The sequence below is a fragment of the Mycobacterium sp. NGS49 genome (assembly GCF_059812565.1).
This window is the reverse complement of sequence record NZ_JCALCX010000003.1, coordinates 153,191-173,004: the sequence shown is the minus strand read 5'-3', so window position 1 is coordinate 173,004 and position 19,814 is coordinate 153,191. Positions and strand designations below refer to the sequence as shown.

At 67.2% G+C, this 19,814-nt stretch carries 1 protein-coding gene and 1 pseudogene; both read left to right on the top strand.

All coding sequences use genetic code 11. The features are described from left to right. Nucleotides 1-69: 69 nt before the first annotated feature. Nucleotides 70-18,090: pseudogene (locus tag AC5Y7D_RS04205) on the top strand (amino acid adenylation domain-containing protein); the annotation flags it as partial. Then, nucleotides 18,084-19,802, top strand: coding sequence for an ABC transporter ATP-binding protein (locus tag AC5Y7D_RS04200; protein ID WP_499921954.1), 1,719 nt, complete (start codon nucleotides 18,084-18,086; stop codon nucleotides 19,800-19,802). The pseudogene AC5Y7D_RS04205 and the gene AC5Y7D_RS04200, both read left to right, overlap by 7 nt. Nucleotides 19,803-19,814: the final 12 nt, after the last annotated feature.

Genomic DNA, 19,814 nt, shown 5'->3' with positions numbered 1-19,814 from the left:
GGCGAACTCAATACCGGTGCCCAGCAGGCACCGGAAAGCCGGCACGGCGACTCCGGCGAAAACTCGGTCGAACAGGTTCTGACCGGCATCTACGCCGCTGTATTGGGCGTGGCGGGCGTGCGCGCCGACGAGTCGTTCTTCGACCTCGGCGGGGATTCGCTGTCGGCGATGCGCGTGATCGTGGCCGTCAACGCGGCCCTGAACGCCGATCTGCGGGTAGGTACCCTGTTCGACGCGCCGACGGCAAGGGAGCTGGCATCGCGCATCGCCGGGGAGTCGGGGCGGCTCCGGCCACTGCAGGCCAGGCCGCGACCTGCGGTCGTGCCGTTGTCGTACGCGCAGAACCGGTTGTGGTTCATCGACCAGCTGCAGGGTTCCTCGCCGGTATACAACAGTGCCGTCGCGTTGCGGCTGTGCGGCCACCTTGATGAGCGGGCGCTGGGCACCGCAATGACCGACGTGGTGCGCCGCCACGAAGCCCTGCGCACGGTGTTCCCGGCGGTCGACGGGATGCCCAGGCAGGTCGTCCTACCCGGCGCGAGTGCCGATTTCGGATGGCAGGTGGTGGATGCGACGGGTTGGCCGGCCGGGCAGCTGGATCGCGCCATCGAGGAAACGGCGCGCCACGGGTTCGATCTCGCCAGCCGGATCCCTCTATGGACAAGGCTTTTCCGCGTCGGCGCACACGACCATGTGCTGGTGGTCGTGGTGCACCATATCGCCGGAGACGGTTGGTCGATCAGAGTGCTCGCCGGCGATGTGATCGCGGCCTACCTCAGCCGGTGCAACGGACAGGCTCCCACTTGGGGCGAATTGCCGGTGCAGTACATCGATTACACCCTGTGGCAGCGGGAGAATCTCGGGGATCTGTCCGACCAGGAAAGTCCCCTGGCGGCTCAGGTGGCTTTCTGGGAAGAAGCACTGGCCGGTATGCCGCAGCGGCTGGAGATACCGACCGATCGCCCATATCCGCCGGTCGCCGACCACCGCGGCGACCAGCTCGCCGTGGACTGGCCGGCCTCGCTCCAGCAGCGAATTCGCGATCTGGCCCGCGAGCACAACGCGACCAGCTTCATGGTTGTTCAGGCCGCCCTGGCAGTGCTGCTGTCGCGACTCGCCTCGACTCCCGATGTGGCGGTGGGATTCCCAATTGCCGGCCGCGGTGACCCGGCACTCGACGGCCTGGTGGGTTTCTTCGTCAACACCTTGGTGCTGCGGGTCAACCTGGAGGGCGACCCCAGCTTCAGTGAGCTGATCGCCCAAGTGCGCGAGCGCAGCCTGGCCGCCTACGAACACCAGGACGTGCCGTTCGAGGTACTGGTCGATCGACTGAATCCGCCCCGATCGCGGACCCATCACCCACTGATCCAGGTGATGTTGAACTGGCAGAACAACGACCCGACGGTGGGACTGGTCGCGGGCGAGTTGCAGATCACCCCCCTACCCGTCGATACCCACACCGCCCGCGTGGATCTCGCGTTCTCCTTGATCGAGCGGTTCACCCAGAGCGGCGAGCTCGCCGGCATCGGCGGGCGGGTCGAGTTCCGCACCGACGTATTCGACACCGCCAGGATCGAGGCGCTGATCGCGCGACTGGCGACGGTGCTCGAGCAGGTCGGCACCCGTCCGGGACGACGCACGTCGGCACTGGATCTGCTGATCGCCGATGAGCCGGCACGACTGGCCCACTGGGGCAACCATGCGACGCTGACCCGGCCGGCGCCACCCGCGATGTCGATCCCGGGGGCGTGGTCGGCGCAGGTGATGCGTTCCCCTGCGGCCGTCGCGCTCAACTGCCGGGAACGGGCCTGGACCTACCGCGCACTCGACGACGTATCGAACCGGCTGGCGCACCTGTTGTCCGATGACTACGGCGTGGGACCGGGATCGGTCGTCGCGCTGCTGGCCGAACGTTCGGCACAGGCTGTGATCGCCATCCTGGCGGTGCTCAAGACCGGCGCGGCGTACCTACCCTTGGACCCGGGCCTTCCCGGCCCGCGACTGGACTTCATCGTCGATGACGCCGCGCCCGTCGCAGCCGTCGCCACCTCGGGCCTCGCCGCCAGGCTCAGCGGGCGCGGATTGCCGGTCATCGACATCAGCGACCTCGATTCCGTTCAGCTGCAATCGCATCCGGGCAGCGCCCCGGCGGAACCGGCGCCATCCGACATCGCCTACGTCATCTACACCTCGGGTACCACGGGTGTGCCCAAAGGTGTTGCCGTCAGCCACCATAACCTGACCCAGTTGATCCTGTCGCTGGACGGCGGCTTGCCGGCTTCGGCGGAACAGGTTTGGTCGCAATGGCATTCGTATGCGTTCGATTTCTCGGTGTGGGAGATCTGGGGCGCGCTGCTGCGCGGCGGACGACTTGTCGTGGTGCCCGAAGAGCTGGCCGGCTCACCGGCCGAGTTTCACGATCTGCTGGTGGCCGAGCAGGTCAACGTGCTCACTCAAACACCCTCGGCGATCGGGATGTTTCCCGCGCAGGGATTGGAATCGGCAGCGTTGCTGGTGGGTGGAGAGCCCTGCCAGGCCGAGGTGGTGGATCAGTGGGCGGCGGGGCGGCTGATGATCAACGCCTACGGCCCCACCGAAACCACGATCTATGTCACCCTGAGCGCGCCACTGAAGCCAGGTTCGGGAGCGCCGCCGATCGGGTCGCCAGTGCCCGGCGCGGCCTTGTTCGTGCTCGACGAATGGCTGCGTCCGGTAGCGCCCGGGATGACCGGTGAGCTGTACGTGGCCGGTGCCGCGGTGGCATACGGGTATCCGCGGCGCCCGGCGTTGACCGCCTCGCGGTTCGTGGCCTGCCCTTTCGGGCGCCCGGGGTCGCGCATGTACGGCACCGGCGATCTGGTGTTGTGGCGCAACGACGGACAGCTGCAGTATGTCGGGCGGGCGGACGAGCAGGTCAAGGTGCGCGGGTATCGCATCGAGCCGGCTGAAGTTCAAGCGGTGCTGGCCGGGCTCGATGGGGTGAAGCAGGCAGCGGTAGCGGTCCGCGAGGACCGGCCGGGAGACAGACGTCTGGTGGCTTACGTCACCGAGTCGGTCGGCGGGGGTGTGGGCCCGTCCGGCCTGCGCGCGACATTGGCGGAGCGGCTGCCGTCTTACATGGTGCCGGCCGCGGTGATCGCTCTCGACGCCCTGCCGCTGACGATCAACGGGAAGCTCGACGTCGAAGCCTTACCCGCACCGCCCTATTTCGACGACGATCGCTACCGGGCTCCCGCGACGCCGATCGAAGAGATCCTGTCCGGGATTTACGCCCATGTGCTCGGGGTCGAGCGGGTCGGTGTCGGCGACTCGTTTTTCGACATTGGTGGCGACTCACTGTTGGCCATGCGGTTGGTCGCCGCGATCAACGCGGCCCTCGATGCCGGCCTGGTGGTGCGCACCCTCTTCGATGCGCCGGCGATCACCCAGCTGGCGCCGCTCATCTGTGCCGGCGGCGGCCCGTCGATGCCGCCGGCCGCGCTCCCGCGGCCGACCGACATCCCGCTGTCGTTCGCGCAGAACCGGCTGTGGATCATCGATCAATTCCAAGGCCCCTCCGCGGTTTACAACATCCCGGTGGCTCTGCGGTTGCGCGGGCGGCTGAACGTCGAGGCGGTGACTTCGGCGCTGACCGACGTAGTCGGCCGGCACGAGAGCCTGCGTACGAAATTCTGCTCGATTGACGGCGTGCCCCGGCAGAGAGTTATCCCGTTGGAGTCGGCCGACTTCGGCTGGCACACGGTGGATGCGACCAGCTTCTCGGCCGACCGGCTGAGCGCGGCCATCGATGCCGCGGCGTGCCACCCTTTCGACTTGACGGTCGAACTGCCCTTGCGCGCTCAGCTTTTCCAGGTATCGGTCCAGGAACACATTCTGGTGGTGGTGGTGCATCACATCGCCGGTGACGGTTGGTCGGTCGGCGTGCTGGCCGCTGACCTGGGCCTGGCATACGCTGCGCGGTGCGCCGGACAGCCGCCCGGCTGGGCTGAATTACCATTGCAATACGTCGATTACACGCTCTGGCAGCGCGACAGCCTCGGGGATCTGGCTGATGACGGCAGTCCGATGGCGGGTCAGCTCCGCTACTGGGAACAGGCGCTGGCCGGGCTGCCGCCACATCTGGAGCTGCCGACCGACCGCCCCTACCCGCTGGTGGCCGAGCACCGCGGCGACATCGTTGTCGTCGACTGGCCGGCCGTTGTGGCGCAGCGGGTCCGCGACATCGCCAGGGCATGCGGCGCGACCAGCTTCATGGTGGTCCAGGCCGCGCTGGCAGTGCTGCTCTCGAGGCTGAGCGGCAGTCGTGATGTCGCGGTGGGCTTTCCCATCGCGGGCCGCGGGGATCCGGCTCTGGACGGGGTGGTCGGGTTCTTCGTCAACACCTTGGTGCTGCGAGTCGACCTCTGCGGGAATCCAAGCTTCGCAGACCTGCTCGCGCAGGTGCGGGAGCGTGCCCTCGCCGCTTACGAGCACCAGGACGTGCCATTCGAGGTGCTGGTCGAGCGCCTGAACCCGGCCCGCTCACTGACCCATCACCCGCTGATCCAGGTAATGCTGGCCTGGCAGAACAACGTTGCGCCCAAGCTCGGGCTGAGCGACGTCGAGGTCACTGCGATCCCAGTCGACACCCGCAGCGCCCGAATGGACTTGGCGTTCTCGCTGGCCGAGCGCTGCACCGAGGGCGGTGAGCTCGCCGGGATCGGCGGGACGGTGGTCTTCCGCGCCGACGTTTTCGATGCAGCCACCGTCGGCGCCCTCGTGGGATGGCTGCAGACGGTGCTGACTGCCGTCACCACCTTCCCCAACCGGCCATTGTCATCGGTAGACCTGGTTACGGTCGGTGAGCAGGCCCGGCTGAACCGGTGGGGAAACCGCGCCGTGCTGACCCAGCCCGCACCTCCTGCCATGTCGATTCCGGAGGCGTGGGCGGTGCAGCTGCGGCGCACGCCGTCGGCCGTGGCGTTGACATGCGGGCGCCGATCGTGGACATACCGCGAACTCGACCAGGCATCGAATCGGCTGGCGCACTACTTGTCCGTACGCGGTGCTCACGGCGGAGCGCTGGTGGCGCTGGTGTTGTCGCGTTCAGCCGACGCGATCATTGCGATGCTGGCGGTGCTGAAGTCCGGTGCCGCTTACCTACCCGTCGACCCGGCACTGCCGCAGGAGCGAATCGGTTTCATTCTCGCCGACGCGGCTCCGGTGGCCGTGGTCACCACCGCGGGTCTGGTCGACCGGCTCGAACCGCACGGCGTGCCGGTGATCGACGTTGCCGCGCCCGATATTCAAAGCTACCCCGGCACCGCGCGGCCGATGCCGGCGCCCGACCAACTCGCCTATCTCATCTACACCTCGGGCACCACCGGTGTACCGAAAGGCGTTGCCATAACCCATCACAACGTCACTCAGCTGTTGCGGGTCACCGGCTTCTTCGATCGCCGTGACGAGAAGGGCAGTCCGGCAGTCAACTTCGCGGCCACCCAATGGCACTCGTACTCGTTCGACGTCTCGGTGTGGGAGATCTGGAGTGCGTTGTTGCGCGGCGGCCGGTTGGTCATCGTGCCCGAGGACGTGGCGGCCTCGCCAGACGATTTCCACTGCCTCCTGACCGCCGAACACATCCAGGTGCTCACTCAAACACCATCTGCTGCAGGCATGTTGGAGGTCGAGGGACTCGAGTCGACAGCGTTGGTGGTGGGCGGTGAGGCCTGTCCGGCTGAGCTGGTGAATCGATGGGCACCGGGACGGGTGGTCATCAACGCCTACGGTCCTACCGAGACCACTGTCTATGCGGCGATGAGTTCACCGCTGCAGCCGGATTCCGGACCGCCCCCGATCGGGTTCCCGGTATCGGGCGCGGCGCTGTTCGTGCTGGACCAGTGGTTGCGCCCGGTGCCCGCCGGGGTGGTCGGCGAACTCTACGTAGCCGGCCGGGGAGTGGGGGTCGGGTACTGGCTGCGCCCGGGCTTGACGGCGGCCCGTTTCGTGGCCTGTCCGTTCGGCGGATGCGGCTCACGCATGTATCGGACTGGTGATCTGGTCCGATGGCGCGCCGACGGACAGCTGGATTACCTCGGCCGCGCCGATGATCAGGTCAAAATCCGGGGCTACCGCATCGAACTGGGTGAGGTGCAGGCGGAGCTGGCCGCGATCGGCGGCGTCGAACAGGCGGTGGTGGTCGCGCGTGAGGACCGTCCCGGCGACAAGCGTCTGGTGGGATACGTCACTGGGGCGCCCGACCTGGCTTCGGTACGTGACCGGCTGGCGCAGCGGTTGCCGTCCTACATGTTGCCGGCCGCCGTGGTGGGGCTGAAAGCGTTGCCGCTCACGGTCAACGGTAAACTCGACACCCGCGCGCTGCCCGCACCGGAATACCAGGACGCCGACCACTACCGGGCGCCGGACGGCGCCGCCGAGGAGATTCTGGCCGTCATCTATGCCGAGGTTCTCGGGCTCGACCGCGTCGGCGTCGACGAACCGTTTTTCGATCTCGGGGGCGACAGCATCCTGGCGATGCAGGTGGTCTCCCGGGCCCGGGCCGCAGGCGTGGTGTGCCGGCCACGCGACATCTTTGTCGAGCAGACAGTCGCCGGGGTCGCCCGCGTCGCCGTCCTGGCCGCCGGTGACGCCGACCTGGTCGACGAAGGCACCGGAGAACTGGTGCCCACGCCGATCATGCGCTGGCTGCAGAGTCAGCACGGCGCGATCGACCAGTTCAATCAGACGATGGTGCTGCAGGCACCGTCCGGGGTCACCGAAACCGACGTGCTGGCGATCCTGCAGGCCCTGATCGACCGGCACGCCATATTGCGGTTGCGGGGCGACGATGACGGCTGGTGGGTGCCCGAACCGGGGGCGGATGCCGGTGGCTGCCTGCAACGGGTCGCCGACGTGACGCCAAAGACGTTGGCGCAGGCCCGGTCCCGATTGGACCCGATGGCCGGCCGGATGCTGAGCGCACAGTGGTGCGCCGATGCCGGTCAGCTGGCGTTGGTCGTTCACCACCTGGCCGTCGACGGGGTGTCGTGGCGGATCCTGCTGCACGACCTCAACACCGCCTGGGGTCAGCTGCGCGATGGGTGTGAGGTGGCGCTGCCTCCGGCGGGCACCTCGTTTCAGCGGTGGGCGTCCTTGCTGAACGAGCACGCCCAGGCGCCGGCGGTGATCGACACGGCCCCCTCGTGGCGGCAGATCCTGGCCGCGTCCACGCCGCTGCCGCCGGTGCGGCCCGACGTGGACACATTAGGCACCGCCGGACACGTCACGGTCGCCCTGGACACCGACACCACCCGGATGCTGCTTGGTGCGGTGCCGACGGCGTTTCGCGCCGGCGTGCAAGACATTCTGTTGATCGGATTCGGCTTGGCGTGGGCCGAATTTCTGGGCGCCGGCGCGGCGCCGATCTCGGTCGACGTCGAAGGGCACGGACGTCACGACGACATCGCGCCCGGGGTGGACCTCTCCCGTACGGTGGGCTGGTTCACCACCAGATACCCGGTCGCCCTGACCGTCGGGGGACTGACCTGGGCCCAGGTGGTGGCGGGCGACCGGGTGCTCGGGTCGGCGATCAAGGACCTCAAAGAACAACTGCGCTGTGTGCCGCATCCCCTCACCTTCGGTCTGTTGCGCTATCTCAACAGTGATGTCGACCTTTCCGGCGCCGATCCGGCGATCGGCTTCAACTACCTTGGCCGCCTGGGCGCTGCCGCGAAGGCGGGCGACGAAGCCTGGTCCATCGGGACCCGTGCCGCAAACAGCAACGCGGGACTGTCGATGGCGCTGACGCACACCGTCGAGGTCAACGCCTTCACCGTAGAGACCGAGGCCGGCCCTGCGCTGCATGCGGACTGGATGTGGGCGCCGTCTGCGCTGGACCATGTGCAGGTACAACGGTTGAGCCAGTTGTGGTTTGAGGCCCTGGCCGGCATCTGCGCGCAGGTGCGCGGTGGCGGGGGAGGGTTGACGCCGTCGGACATCGTGCCGGCCCGGTTGAGTCAGCAGCAGATCGACGAGCTGGAGTCGCAGTACAGCATCGCCGATGTGCTGCCGCTGACCCCTGTTCAGCAGGGGCTGCTCTTTCACGCCGCCGCCACCGGAGGCGACGTATACGCGGTGCAGCTGGATTTCGCGATCGCCGGTGCGCTGGACCCCGATCGGCTTCGCGATGCCGTGCAGACCGTTCTCGCCCGGCACCCGAATCTGGCGGCGCGCTTTTGTGACCACGAACCGGTGCAGCTGATCCCGGCTGATCCGGTGCTGCCGTGGCAATACCTGGAACGCGACACCGATGAGCAGATCCGGCAGGTGTGTGCCGCCGAACGCGACGCGGTGTGCGACCTGGCCAATCCGCCGGCCTTCCGGGCGGTGCTGATTCGCACCGGCCACCAACGGCACCGGCTTGTGCTGACCAATCACCACATCGTCGTCGACGGCTGGTCGATGCCGATCATGTTGCGGGAGATCTTCGCCGCCTATCAGGGGCAGCGGTTAGCAGCGCCCGGATCCTATCGGCGCTTTGTGACCTGGCTGGCTGATCGAGACGGCTTGGCCGCCCAGGAAGCCTGGCGGCAGGCACTGAGCGGCTTCGACACCCCCACCCTGATCGGCACGCCGGGCCGCTTGGGGCCCGGCCCGCGGCGCGCGACGCTGTTCCGGATGCCCGCCACCACCACGCAAGCCGTCAACGAGTTGGCGCGCTCGTGCCACACCACCGTCAACACCGTTCTGCAAGCGGCGTTTTCACAACTGCTGAGTTGTCTGACCGGTCAGCATGACGTCGCCTTCGGCACCACCGTCTCGGGGCGTCCGGCCGAAGTGGCCGGGGCCGACTCGCTGGTGGGCCTGTTCATCAACACGGTCCCGGTGCGTGCGATCTGCACGCCGAGCACCACCGCCGCAGACCTGCTCGGCCGGCTGCACGCGGACCACCACGACACCCTCGACCATCAGCATCTGGCACTGAGCGAGATACACCGCATCACCGGCCACGACATACTCTTCGACACGCTGTTCGTGTACCAGAACTTTCCGACGGATATCTCGGCGCTGGCGGGCGCTGACGGTTTGGACATCACCGAGATGTCCAGGCACGACTACAACCACTACCCGTTCACGCTCCAGGCTCTTCCGGGTCCCGAACTGGGCCTGCGCGTCGAATTCGACACTGACCTGTTCGACACCGCCGACATCCACGCGATGATCGGTCGCTTCGAACGGATCTTGACAGCGATGACCGCCGACCCGGCACGGCGGCTGTCGTCGCTGGATGTACTCGATGACGGTGAGCGGGAACGGCTCACGCAGTGGGACAACCGGTCGGCGCTGAGTCGGCCGGTTACCGCCTCGGCGTCGATTCCGGTGTTGTGGTCCGCTCAGGTCGCACGCACACCCGAGGCGGTGGCGGTGCGCTTCCAGGGTGATTCGATGACCTATCGCGAACTCGACGACACTGCGAACCGACTCGCGTCCCTGTTGGCCGGCAACGGGGCGTGCCCCGGAACGTTTGTGGCGCTGCTGTTTCCGCGCTCCGCGCAGGCAGTCGCAGCGATTCTTGCTGTCCTGAAGACCGGTGCGGCCTATCTGCCGATCGATCCGGCACTGCCGGCGGCCCGCATCGCGTTCATGCTCGACGACACCGCCCCGGTCGCCGCGGTGACCACCGCTGCGCTGGCCAGTCGGCTCGATGGCCATGACCTGCCGATCATCGACATCGGTGCAGTCGGCGGTCCCGGCACTGCACCGGAGATCGCGTTGACCGTGCCTGCCCCCGAGGACGTCGCCTACCTCATCTACACATCGGGCACCACCGGGATTCCGAAAGGCGTTGCCGTCAGCCATCGCAACGTTACGCAGCTGCTCGATTCGCTCGGCGACAGCCTCGGCTCGGCGGGCCGGGTGTGGTCGCACTGGCATTCGCTGGCGTTCGACGTCTCGGTGTGTGAGATCTTCGGTGCACTGTTGTCCGGCGGCCGCTTGGTGGTGGTGCCCGAGCCGGTGACTCGCGCACCCGAAGAATTTCACACGCTGCTTTGCGCGGAACAGGTCGCCGTGCTGAGTCAGACGCCGTCGGCGTTCTACGCGCTGCAGGCGGTCGACGGTCAGGGACAGTCACTGCGACTGGAGACCGTGCTGTTCGCCGGGGAAGCGCTGGAACCGCAACGACTTCGGGCCTGGCTGAAGAGTCACCCCGAGTCACCGCGCCTGCTGAACCTGTACGGCACCACCGAGACGACGGTGCACGCGTCGCTGCGTCAGATCGTCGCCGACGATGTCGAGCGCACCGTCAGCCCCATCGGCGTCCCGCTGAGCCATTTGGCCTTTTTCGTCCTGGACGGCTGGTTGCGTCCGGTCCCGCCGGGGGTGGTGGGGGAGTTGTATGTGGCGGGCAGCGCTGTGGGAGTGGGGTATTGGCGCCGGGCGCCATTGACGGCGGCGCGGTTTGTGGCGTGCCCGTTCGGGCCGGCGGGGACCCGGATGTACCGGACCGGGGATCTGGCCTCGTGGGGCCCCGACGGTCAGCTTCGTTATGCCGGGCGGGTCGATGAGCAGGTCAAGCTACGCGGGTATCGCATCGAACTCGGTGAGATTCAGAACGCGTTGTTGACCTGCCCGCAGGTCGACCAGGCGGTTGTCACCACACAGCGCAACGCCTCCGGAGGCGCTCATCTGCTCGCCTACGTCACCCTTTCGCCCACCACGGCAGCCGATCGAGACGCCGGGCAGGACGCCGACATCGTCGAACAGTGGCAACATCTCTACGACGACTTGTACGGCGGCGAGGTGGCCGCGCCGGATTTCGGCGCGGATTTCCGCGGCTGGAACAGCAGCTACACCGGTGAACCCCTTCCCCTCGAGCAGATGCGGGAGTGGCGTTCGGTCACCGTGGAGCGGGTCCTGGCTCTGCAGCCGCGACGGGTCCTGGAGATCGGCGCCGGTTCGGGTCTGCTGCTGTCCCACATCGCGCCGCACTGCGAGGAATACGTCGCCACAGACATGTCGCAGGTCGCCATCGACAACCTCGCCCGCGCGTTGGAGCAGGCGCAAGTTCCGTGGCGTGACCGCATCCGGCTGCTGGCTCAACCCGCACACGTGACATCGGGCCTGCCGCATGCGTATTTCGACACGATCATTCTCAACTCGATCATCCAGTACTTCCCGAACGTGGGATACCTGACCGACGTCATCGACAGCGCCCTGGACCTGCTGGCACCGGGCGGCGCCGTGTTCGTCGGCGACGTCCGCAACCACACTCTGCAGGCCGCGTTCCAGACCTCGGTCGCACTCACCGATGTCGCGGCCGATGCCGGCGAGATCCGCCGCCGTGTTCGCCGCGCCATCGTCAGCGAGTCCGAATTGCTTTTGGCCCCAGAATTTTTCACCAGCTGGGCGGCCGGCCACCACTCGGTCGCCGGGCTCGACATCCAAGTCAAACGCGGATCGGCCGACAACGAGCTCAACCGGTACCGCTATGACGTTCTCATCCACAAGACCCCGGCACCGGTGCGGTCGCTGGCCACCACGCCCACCTGGGCGTGGAGCGATGCCGCCCAATTGAGCACCCAATTGATGTCCGACCGTCCTGCCGCGGTTCGCGTTACCGGCATTCCGCGCGCCGGCCTGTTCGCCGACGTCCACACCGAGCGTGCTCTCGCCTCTGGAATCCCGTTGCGCGAAGCGGTGACCGGACCCGCGGTCGAAACCGTCAACCCCGAACACCTGCACCGCCTCGGCGCGGCGGCCGGATACCGCGTCGCCGTCACCTGGGGTGCCCAACCCGGCACCGTCGACGCCGTATTCCTGCCCGGCCGGTCACGCCTGACCGATGTTTACCGGCCGACCGGCGAGACTCACCGGCGCACCGCCCACGCCAACGAGCCGCACACCAACAGCACGATCAACGCGGTGCGCCGAGAGTTGAGCGCGCGACTGCCCGCCTACATGGTGCCGGCCCACATCGTGGTGCTGGATGAGTTTCCGCTGACGTCGTCGGGCAAGCTGGACCGAAAGTCCTTGCCAATGCCCGATTATCAGGACGGGAACTCCTACCGTGCCCCCACGGGCGCCGTCGAAGAAATCCTGGCCGTTATCTACGCGGAGGTGCTGGGGCTGCAGCGGGTCGGTGTTGACGAATCGTTCTTCGAACTGGGCGGCGACAGCATCCTGTCGATGCAGGTGGTGGCGAGGGCGCGCGCCGCCGGGCTGGTCTGTAAGCCCCGAGACATCTTCGCCGAACAAACCGTTGCCGGGGTGGCCCGGGTGACCACGGTCGCCGACGGCGGCGCGGGCGTAGTCGACGACGGCATCGGGCCTGTTCCAGCCACCCCGATCATGAGCTGGTTGCAGTGTCTTGACGGCAGCGTCGACCAGTTCAGTCAGGCGGTGGTGGTGCAGGGTCCTGCCGGTGTCGCCGAGGCTGACGTGGCGGTGGCGCTGCAGGCCCTGCTGGACCGGCATCCTATGCTGCGGTCGCGGCTCGTCGCTGACGACGCCGGCCAGTGGTCGCTGACGGTTTCGGAGCCGGGTGCGGTGAACGCGACGAGTGTCCTGCGGAGCGTTGACGAGTGGTCCGATGACGCGGTGGTGGCAGCACGGTCGCGGCTGCGGCCGGCCGCAGGTGTGATGATGAGCGCGGTGTGGGTCGCCGGCGCCCGGCAGCTGGTGTTGATCATCCACCATCTGGCCGTGGACGGGGTGTCGTGGCGAATCCTGCTGAGCGACTTGATCACCGCATGGGCGCAGCACAGTCACGGGCAGCCGTTGGCGTTGCCGGCGGGGGGAACGTCGTTCCGGCGGTGGGCAACCCTGCTAAGCCAGTACGCGAGCCGGCCCGAGGTGGTCGCCCAGGCGGCCGCCTGGCGGCGGGTGCTCGCCGTTCCAACCGTGGTGCCGCCGGTACGCCCCGAGGTGGACACTCTTGCCACCGCCGGTCACCTGTCGGCATCGCTGGATGCCGAGCACACCCGCATGTTGCTCGGTGGGGTGCCGGCGGCGTTTCACGCCGGCGTCCAAGACATCCTGTTGATCGCCTTCGGGCTGGCGTGGGCTGAGTTCTCCGGCGTTACCGATGCGCAGGTCGGGATCGACGTCGAGGGGCACGGACGGCACGAGGAACTCGCTGCGGACATCGACCTGTCACGCACGGTCGGGTGGTTCACCACCAAGTACCCGGTCGCACTGGCGTTGCCCGGGTTGGACTGGGCGCAGGTGGTGGCCGGCGCGACGGCGCTGGGCGCGATCATCAAGGATGCCAAGGAACAGTTGCGCGCCCTGCCGCATCCGCTGACCTTCGGCGTCCTGCGCTACCTCAACGCGGACGTCGAACTGTCCGGCGCCGATCCGGCTATCGGATTCAATTACCTTGGTCGGCTTGGCAATTCCGCGCCTGATCAGGTCGGCGGATGGCGGCCGGTGCAGCGCGAGTTGCCGTCCACCGGCGTGTCGATGCCGATGACCCACACGGTGGCGGTCAACGCCGGCACCCGCGACACCCAGGACGGGCCGCGCCTACAGGCCGACTGGACATGGGCGACGTCTGCCCTCGAGACGGCGCAGATCACCCGGCTTAGCCGGTTGTGGTTCGAAGCCCTGGCCGGCATCTGCGCACACGTGGACGCCGGTGGGGGCGGGCTGACGCCGTCGGACATCGCCCCCGCCCGGTTGAGCCAGCACCAGATCGACCAGTTGGAACGGGAATACCGCGTCGCCGACGTGTTGCCGCTGACCCCCCTGCAGCGGGGTCTGCTGTTCCACGCCGAGACGGCACGGGACGACGTCTACGCCGTGCAACTGGGCTTCACGGTGAGTGGCACCCTGGATCCGGAGCGCCTCCGCGCTGCGGTCCAGACGGTGGTTGCGCGGCACCCCCACCTCTGCGCCCGATTCAGCGAAAAGTTCGACGAACCGGTGCAGATCATCCCTGCCGACCCACAAGTGCCGTGGCAGTACCTGGAACTCGAGACCGACCAGATCGAGCCCTGCTGTACCGCCGAACGCGCCGCCGTATGCGACGTGACGAGCTCGCCGCCCTTCCGGGCGGTCCTGATCCGCACCGGCAAACGGCAGCACCGCTTCATCTTGACCAATCACCACATCGTGCTGGACGGCTGGTCGCTCCCGATCCTGCTGCGAGAGATCTTCGCCTCCTATTATGGGCAGCCGCTGGCCTCGCCCGTGCCCTATCGCCGTTTGGTGACCTGGCTGGCCGATCGAGACATCCCCGCCGCCCGCGCGGCCTGGCAGGAGTTGCTGACCGGCTTCCAGACACCGACCCTGGTCGCCGCACATCATCGGTTGCAGTCAGGGCGGCGAGGTGCTGCGTCCTTGACGCTGACTACCGAAATCACATCGGCGGTCATCGAATTGGCGCGCTCCTGCCGCACCACGCTCAATATCGTGCTGCAGGCCGCGTGGGCCCTGCTGCTGATGCGGCAGACCGGCCGCCAGGATGTGGTATTCGGCACCACGGTTTCCGGTCGGCCGTCCGAGGTGGTCGGCGCGGAGACGATGGTGGGACTGTTCATCAACACCGTGCCGGTGCGTGCCACCATCACACCGGCCACCAACGCCGTAGAACTCATTGATCAACTGCAATGCGCCCACAACAACACCCTGGAGCATCAGCACCTGGCGCTCAGTGAAACTCATCGCATCGCCGGTCAGAACCTGCTGTTCGAAACGCTTTTCGTGTACCAGAACTATCCGCTCGACACCGCGGCGGTGCTCGATGCCCATGAATTGCGCATCACGCAGAGCTTCAGCCGCGATGTCACCCACTACCCGTTGACGATTCAGGTCGTGCCGGGTTCCGAGTTGGACCTACGGGTGCAGTTCGACGCCGACGTCTTCGGCCCCGGGGACATCGACACAATGATCGCGCGGTTCCAACGTCTGTTGGCGGCGATCACCGCCGACCCGACGCGCCGGTTGTTCTCGATAGATGTGCTCGATGGACCTGAGCGTGCCCGGCTCGCCGCGTGGGGTAACCGGGCGGTGCTGGGACAACCGGAGCCCGCCGCGGTGTCGATTCCGGTCTTGTGGGCGGCTGAGGTCGCGCGCACCCCCGAGGCGGTAGCGGTCAGCGCAGCCGGCGACTCGATGACCTACCGCGAGCTGGATGAGATCGCGAATCAGCTGTCGCATTTGTTGGCCGGGCACGGTGCTGGCCCGGGAACAGTTGTGGCGCTGCTATTTTCCAGATCCGCGCAGGCGATAGCGGCGATTCTGGCGGTGCTCAAGACCGGTGCCGCGTATCTGCCGATCGACCCGGCGCTGCCGGAACCGCGAGTCCGGTTCATGATCCAGGACGCCCAACCGATCGTCGCCATCACGACAAAGGCACTGGCCGGCAGACTCGGCGGCCACGACCTGACGATCGTGGATGTCGACGCCCCCGACATCGCGGGCAGTCCTGTCACCGCCCTGCCGCCGCCGTCGGCCCAGGATGTCGCCTACGTCATCTACACCTCCGGTACCACCGGTGTCCCCAAAGGCGTTGCCGTCACCCATCACAATGTCGTGCAATTGGTGGCGTCGCTGGATGACGCGTTGCCAAGGGCCGGGGTATGGGCACAGTGTCACTCCTACGCCTTCGACGTTTCGGTGTGGGAGATCTGGGGTGCCTTGTTGCGCGGTGCCCGGTTGGTGGTGGTACCCGAGCATGTGATGGCCTCCCCGGCCGACTTCCATGATGTGCTGGTTTCCGAACGGGTCAGCGTTCTCGACCTGAGTCCGTCTGCGGCGCAGATGCTTTCGCCGGCGGGTCTGGAGAACATGGCGCTGGTGGTCGGGGGCGAAGCCTGCCCGGCCGCAGTGGTGGATCGCTGGGCCGCGGACGGCCGGTTGATGATCAACGCCTACGGCCCGACCGAGACCACGGTTGACGCGGCCAGGAGTGCACCGCTGAGAGCGGGCGTGCCGCCGATAGGTTCGCCCGTGTCGGGAGCGGCGTTGTTCGTGCTGGACGAACGGATGCGTCTGGTGCCGGCCGGTGTGGTGGGCGAACTCTACATCGCCGGACACGGTGTCGGCGTGGGGTATTGGCGCCGGCCGGAACTGACCGCGTCGCGGTTCGTGGCATGTCCGTTCGGCGGAACCGGAACTCGGATGTACCGCACCGGAGATCTCGCCTACTGGAGCGCCGAGGGGCAGCTGCATTACGCCGGGCGTGCCGACGAACAGGTCAAGATGCGCGGTTACCGCATCGAACTCGGGGAAGTACAAGCGGCGCTGGCGGCCCTCGACGGAGTCGATCACGCTGCGGTGACCGTCCGCGAAGACCGACCCGGGGACAGGCGCCTGGTGGGTTACCTGACCGGAACCGCCGATCCGGCGCGCGCACGCGCGGAGTTGACCGCCCGCCTGCCGTCGTACCTGGTGCCGGCCGCGGTGGTGGCAATCGACGAAATCCCGTTGACGGTGCACGGGAAGCTCGACACCGGTGCGCTTCCGGCGCCGGACTACCACGACGCGGCACGGTACCGCGCCCCGGCCACCCGCGTGGAAGAAGTTCTGGCGGACAGCTTCGCCGAAGTGCTCGGGCTGCAACGGGTCGGTGTCGACGAATCATTCTTTGACCTGGGCGGCGACAGCATCTCGGCGATGCGGGTGATTGCGGTGATCAACAACGCCCTCAACGGGCAGCTCGCGGTGCGCAATTTGTTCGATACGCCGACGGTCGCAGGGTTGAGCCGACTGGTGGGCGACGGCGCCGGCGGCGATCCGCGCTACGCGGCCGTGCACGGGCTGGCCGCCACCGAGGTATACGCCCGAGATCTGACCCTGGACAAGTTCATCGACGCCGCCACGCTGAGAACGTCGCCGGGCCTGCCCGGTCCGAGCGCCGACGTGCGGACTGTCCTGTTGACCGGTGCGACCGGTTTCGTCGGGCGGTACCTGGTGCTGGAGTGGCTACAGCAGCTGGAGCTCAAAGACGGCAAACTGATCTGCTTAGTGCGAGGTCAGTCCGACCTGGACGCGCGACGTCGGCTGGACGAGCTCTTCGACAGCGGTGATCCGCATCTGCTGCGGCTCTACCAGGAGTTGGCGGCCGATCATCTGGAGGTCATTGCCGGTGACAAGGCCCAGACCGACTTCGGGCTGGACCGGCACGCCTGGCAACGCCTGGCCGATACCGTTGACCTGATCGTGGATTCGGCGGCGGTGGTGAATGCTGCCCTGCCCTATCACGAGCTGTTCGGGCCCAATGTGGTGGGTACCGCCGAACTCATCCGGCTGGCGGTCACGACGAAGCTCAAGACCTACGCTTTCGTGTCCACCGCAGACGTAGGTAGACAAGTCGAACCGTCACATTTCACCGAAGACGCCGATATCCGCGCTGTCTGCCCCAGCCGTACCATTGGCTCGGAACTGGCCAACGGGTATGGCAACAGCAAGTGGGCCGGCGAGGTGCTGTTGCGTGAGGTCAACGACCTCTGCGGGCTTCCGGTCGCGGTGTTCCGCTGCGGCATGATCCTGGCGGACACCACTTATGCGGGCCAACTCAACCTCTCCGACACGTTCAGCCGGATGGTGCTGAGCATGGTCGCGGCCGGCATCGCGCCGGCATCGTTCTACCGGACGGACCGAGAGGGCAACCGGCAACGCGCCCACTTCGACGGTTTGCCAGTGAAATTCGTCGCCGAGGCGATCGCAGCTCTCAGCGCCCAAATCGTCGGTTCCGGTGTGGGCGGGTTTCAGACCTACCACGTGATGAATCCGCACGACGACGGCATCGGACTCGACGAGTACGTCGACTGGCTGATCGAGGCCGGCTATCCGCTACGGCGGATCGCCGACTTCGGGGAGTGGGTGCGGCAGCTCGAGGCGGGCCTGCGGGTGCTGCCGGAGAAGCTACGCCGCCATTCCGTGCTGCCAATGCTGCTGACGCGTAATCCGTTGAATGTCAAGCCGCTTGAACCGACACAGGGTTCGTACGCGCCGACGGATCGATTCCGCGCCGCAGTGCACGAGGCCAAGATCGGTCCCGACAAGAACGATCCGGACATTCCCCACATCTCGCCGGCGGTCGTCGTCAAGTACGTGACCGACCTGCAGCTGCTCGGACTGCTCGACTCAGACTTGCCGCCATGCTGAGTCTGCTTCGCCCGTATCGGGTCTCGATGACGATGAGCATGTCGCTGCTGTGCGCCGCGACCGCGCTCATCCTCTTGCAGCCGCTACTGGTCGGCCGCCTCGTGGACCGTGCCACCACGGGCGCGATGCCCCTGCAGTCGGCACTCCTGCTGCTCGCCGTCCTGGTGTGCCAGCTTTCGCTGGAGGCTCTTGGGCACTTCGCCCTGGACCGGACCGGTGAAAGGATCGTGCTGCGGCTGCGCGCCGACTTCACCGAACATGTGGTGCGGCTGCCGATCGGCCTCCTGGACCGTGGCCGGAACGGTGATCTCTTGGCCCGCGGAACCAGCGACGCGAGTCAGTTGCGCGACATGCCGCGCGCGGTCGGTGATATCGCGTTCGGAATGCTGACGCTGACCGGGGCCGCCGTGTTCATGCTGTCGATCGACGCGGTCACCCTGTTCGTGGTGGTGGCGGTTATGGCAGTCGCATTCGGGGCCGGTAGCCCGCTGCTGGGCCGGATTCAGCGTGACTCACTGAATCGCCAGGTGGCGCTGAGTGACTACACGGCCGGTCTGGACCGGGTGCTGGGCGCGGCCCGCACGGTGAAGCTGTTCGGCGCCGAGGACCGCGAAGTGAAGTTCATCGGTGTGGCCGCACGGGCCGCCTACCGATCGGGCGTTCGGATTGCGGCGTCGACGGCGATAAACGTCATGGCGATTCGGCTCGGTGTCACCGCCTCGTTTCTGACCATCATGGTCATCGACGGTCGACGCGTCGCCGACGGCGGCTTGTCGGCAGGCCAATTCGTCAGTTTGTTCGCATTCGCGATGTACGCGGTTTTTCCCATCACGGCCGGCTTTGCCGCGCTCGCCACGTTCCGCACCGCCGCGGGAGCCCATCAACATCTGGTCGCGACCATGCGCGAGCTACCCGAAGGCGATCCACCATTGTGCCCGGGCACCGCCAAGCTGCCGTCCGCCGCGCGACTAGCGGACAACGCCGCGCCGCTGGTCGAGTTCGATCACGTGTCTTTCTCTTACGGTTCCGAAGGCGCTGTGCTAGAGGACGTTTCCTTCACGCTGTGCCGCGATCAGATCACCGCCCTGATCGGTCCGTCCGGCGCTGGGAAGTCCACCGTCATCGCGCTGCTGTGCCGCTTCCATGACCCCGACGCCGGAACTATCCGATGGGAGGGTCAGGATATTCGCACCATGGCCCTGCGGGACCTGCGCGGGCGGCTCGGGCTACTGGAGCAGGACGCTCCGGTGTTGCACGGCACCATCCGTGACAACCTGCTCATTGCCGACCCGGCTGCCACCGACCCGCAGTTGTGGCGCGTCCTCGAGCAAGCGAACATCGCCGACGAAATCGCTCGTCTGCCAGAACAACTCGACAGCCCCGTGCTGGAGCGCGGGCGCAGCCTGTCCGGTGGGCAGCGGCAGCGGCTGGCCCTGGCCAGGGCATTCCTGTCCCGGTCGCAGCTCATCGCGATGGACGAACCGACCTCGCATCTCGACCGCGCCAACGAATACGACGTGATGACCAATCTCCTGCACGCCCGAGGTCGGCGCAGCCTGCTCGTGGTGGCCCACCGGCTTTCCACCGTCACCCACGCCGACCAGATCCTCGTGCTGCAGCAGGGTCGCATCCAAGCCACCGGAACACATTCGGAGCTGATGCGCACACCCATCTACCGCGAATTGATCGAACACGAACTCGTGCGGCATTAGGAGAGGAAAAGC

Coding starts and splice junctions, on each gene's coding strand:
- AC5Y7D_RS04200 (WP_499921954.1), top strand. CDS start 18,084: ATGCTGAGTCTGCTTCGCCCGTATCGGGTCTCGATGACGATGAGCATG.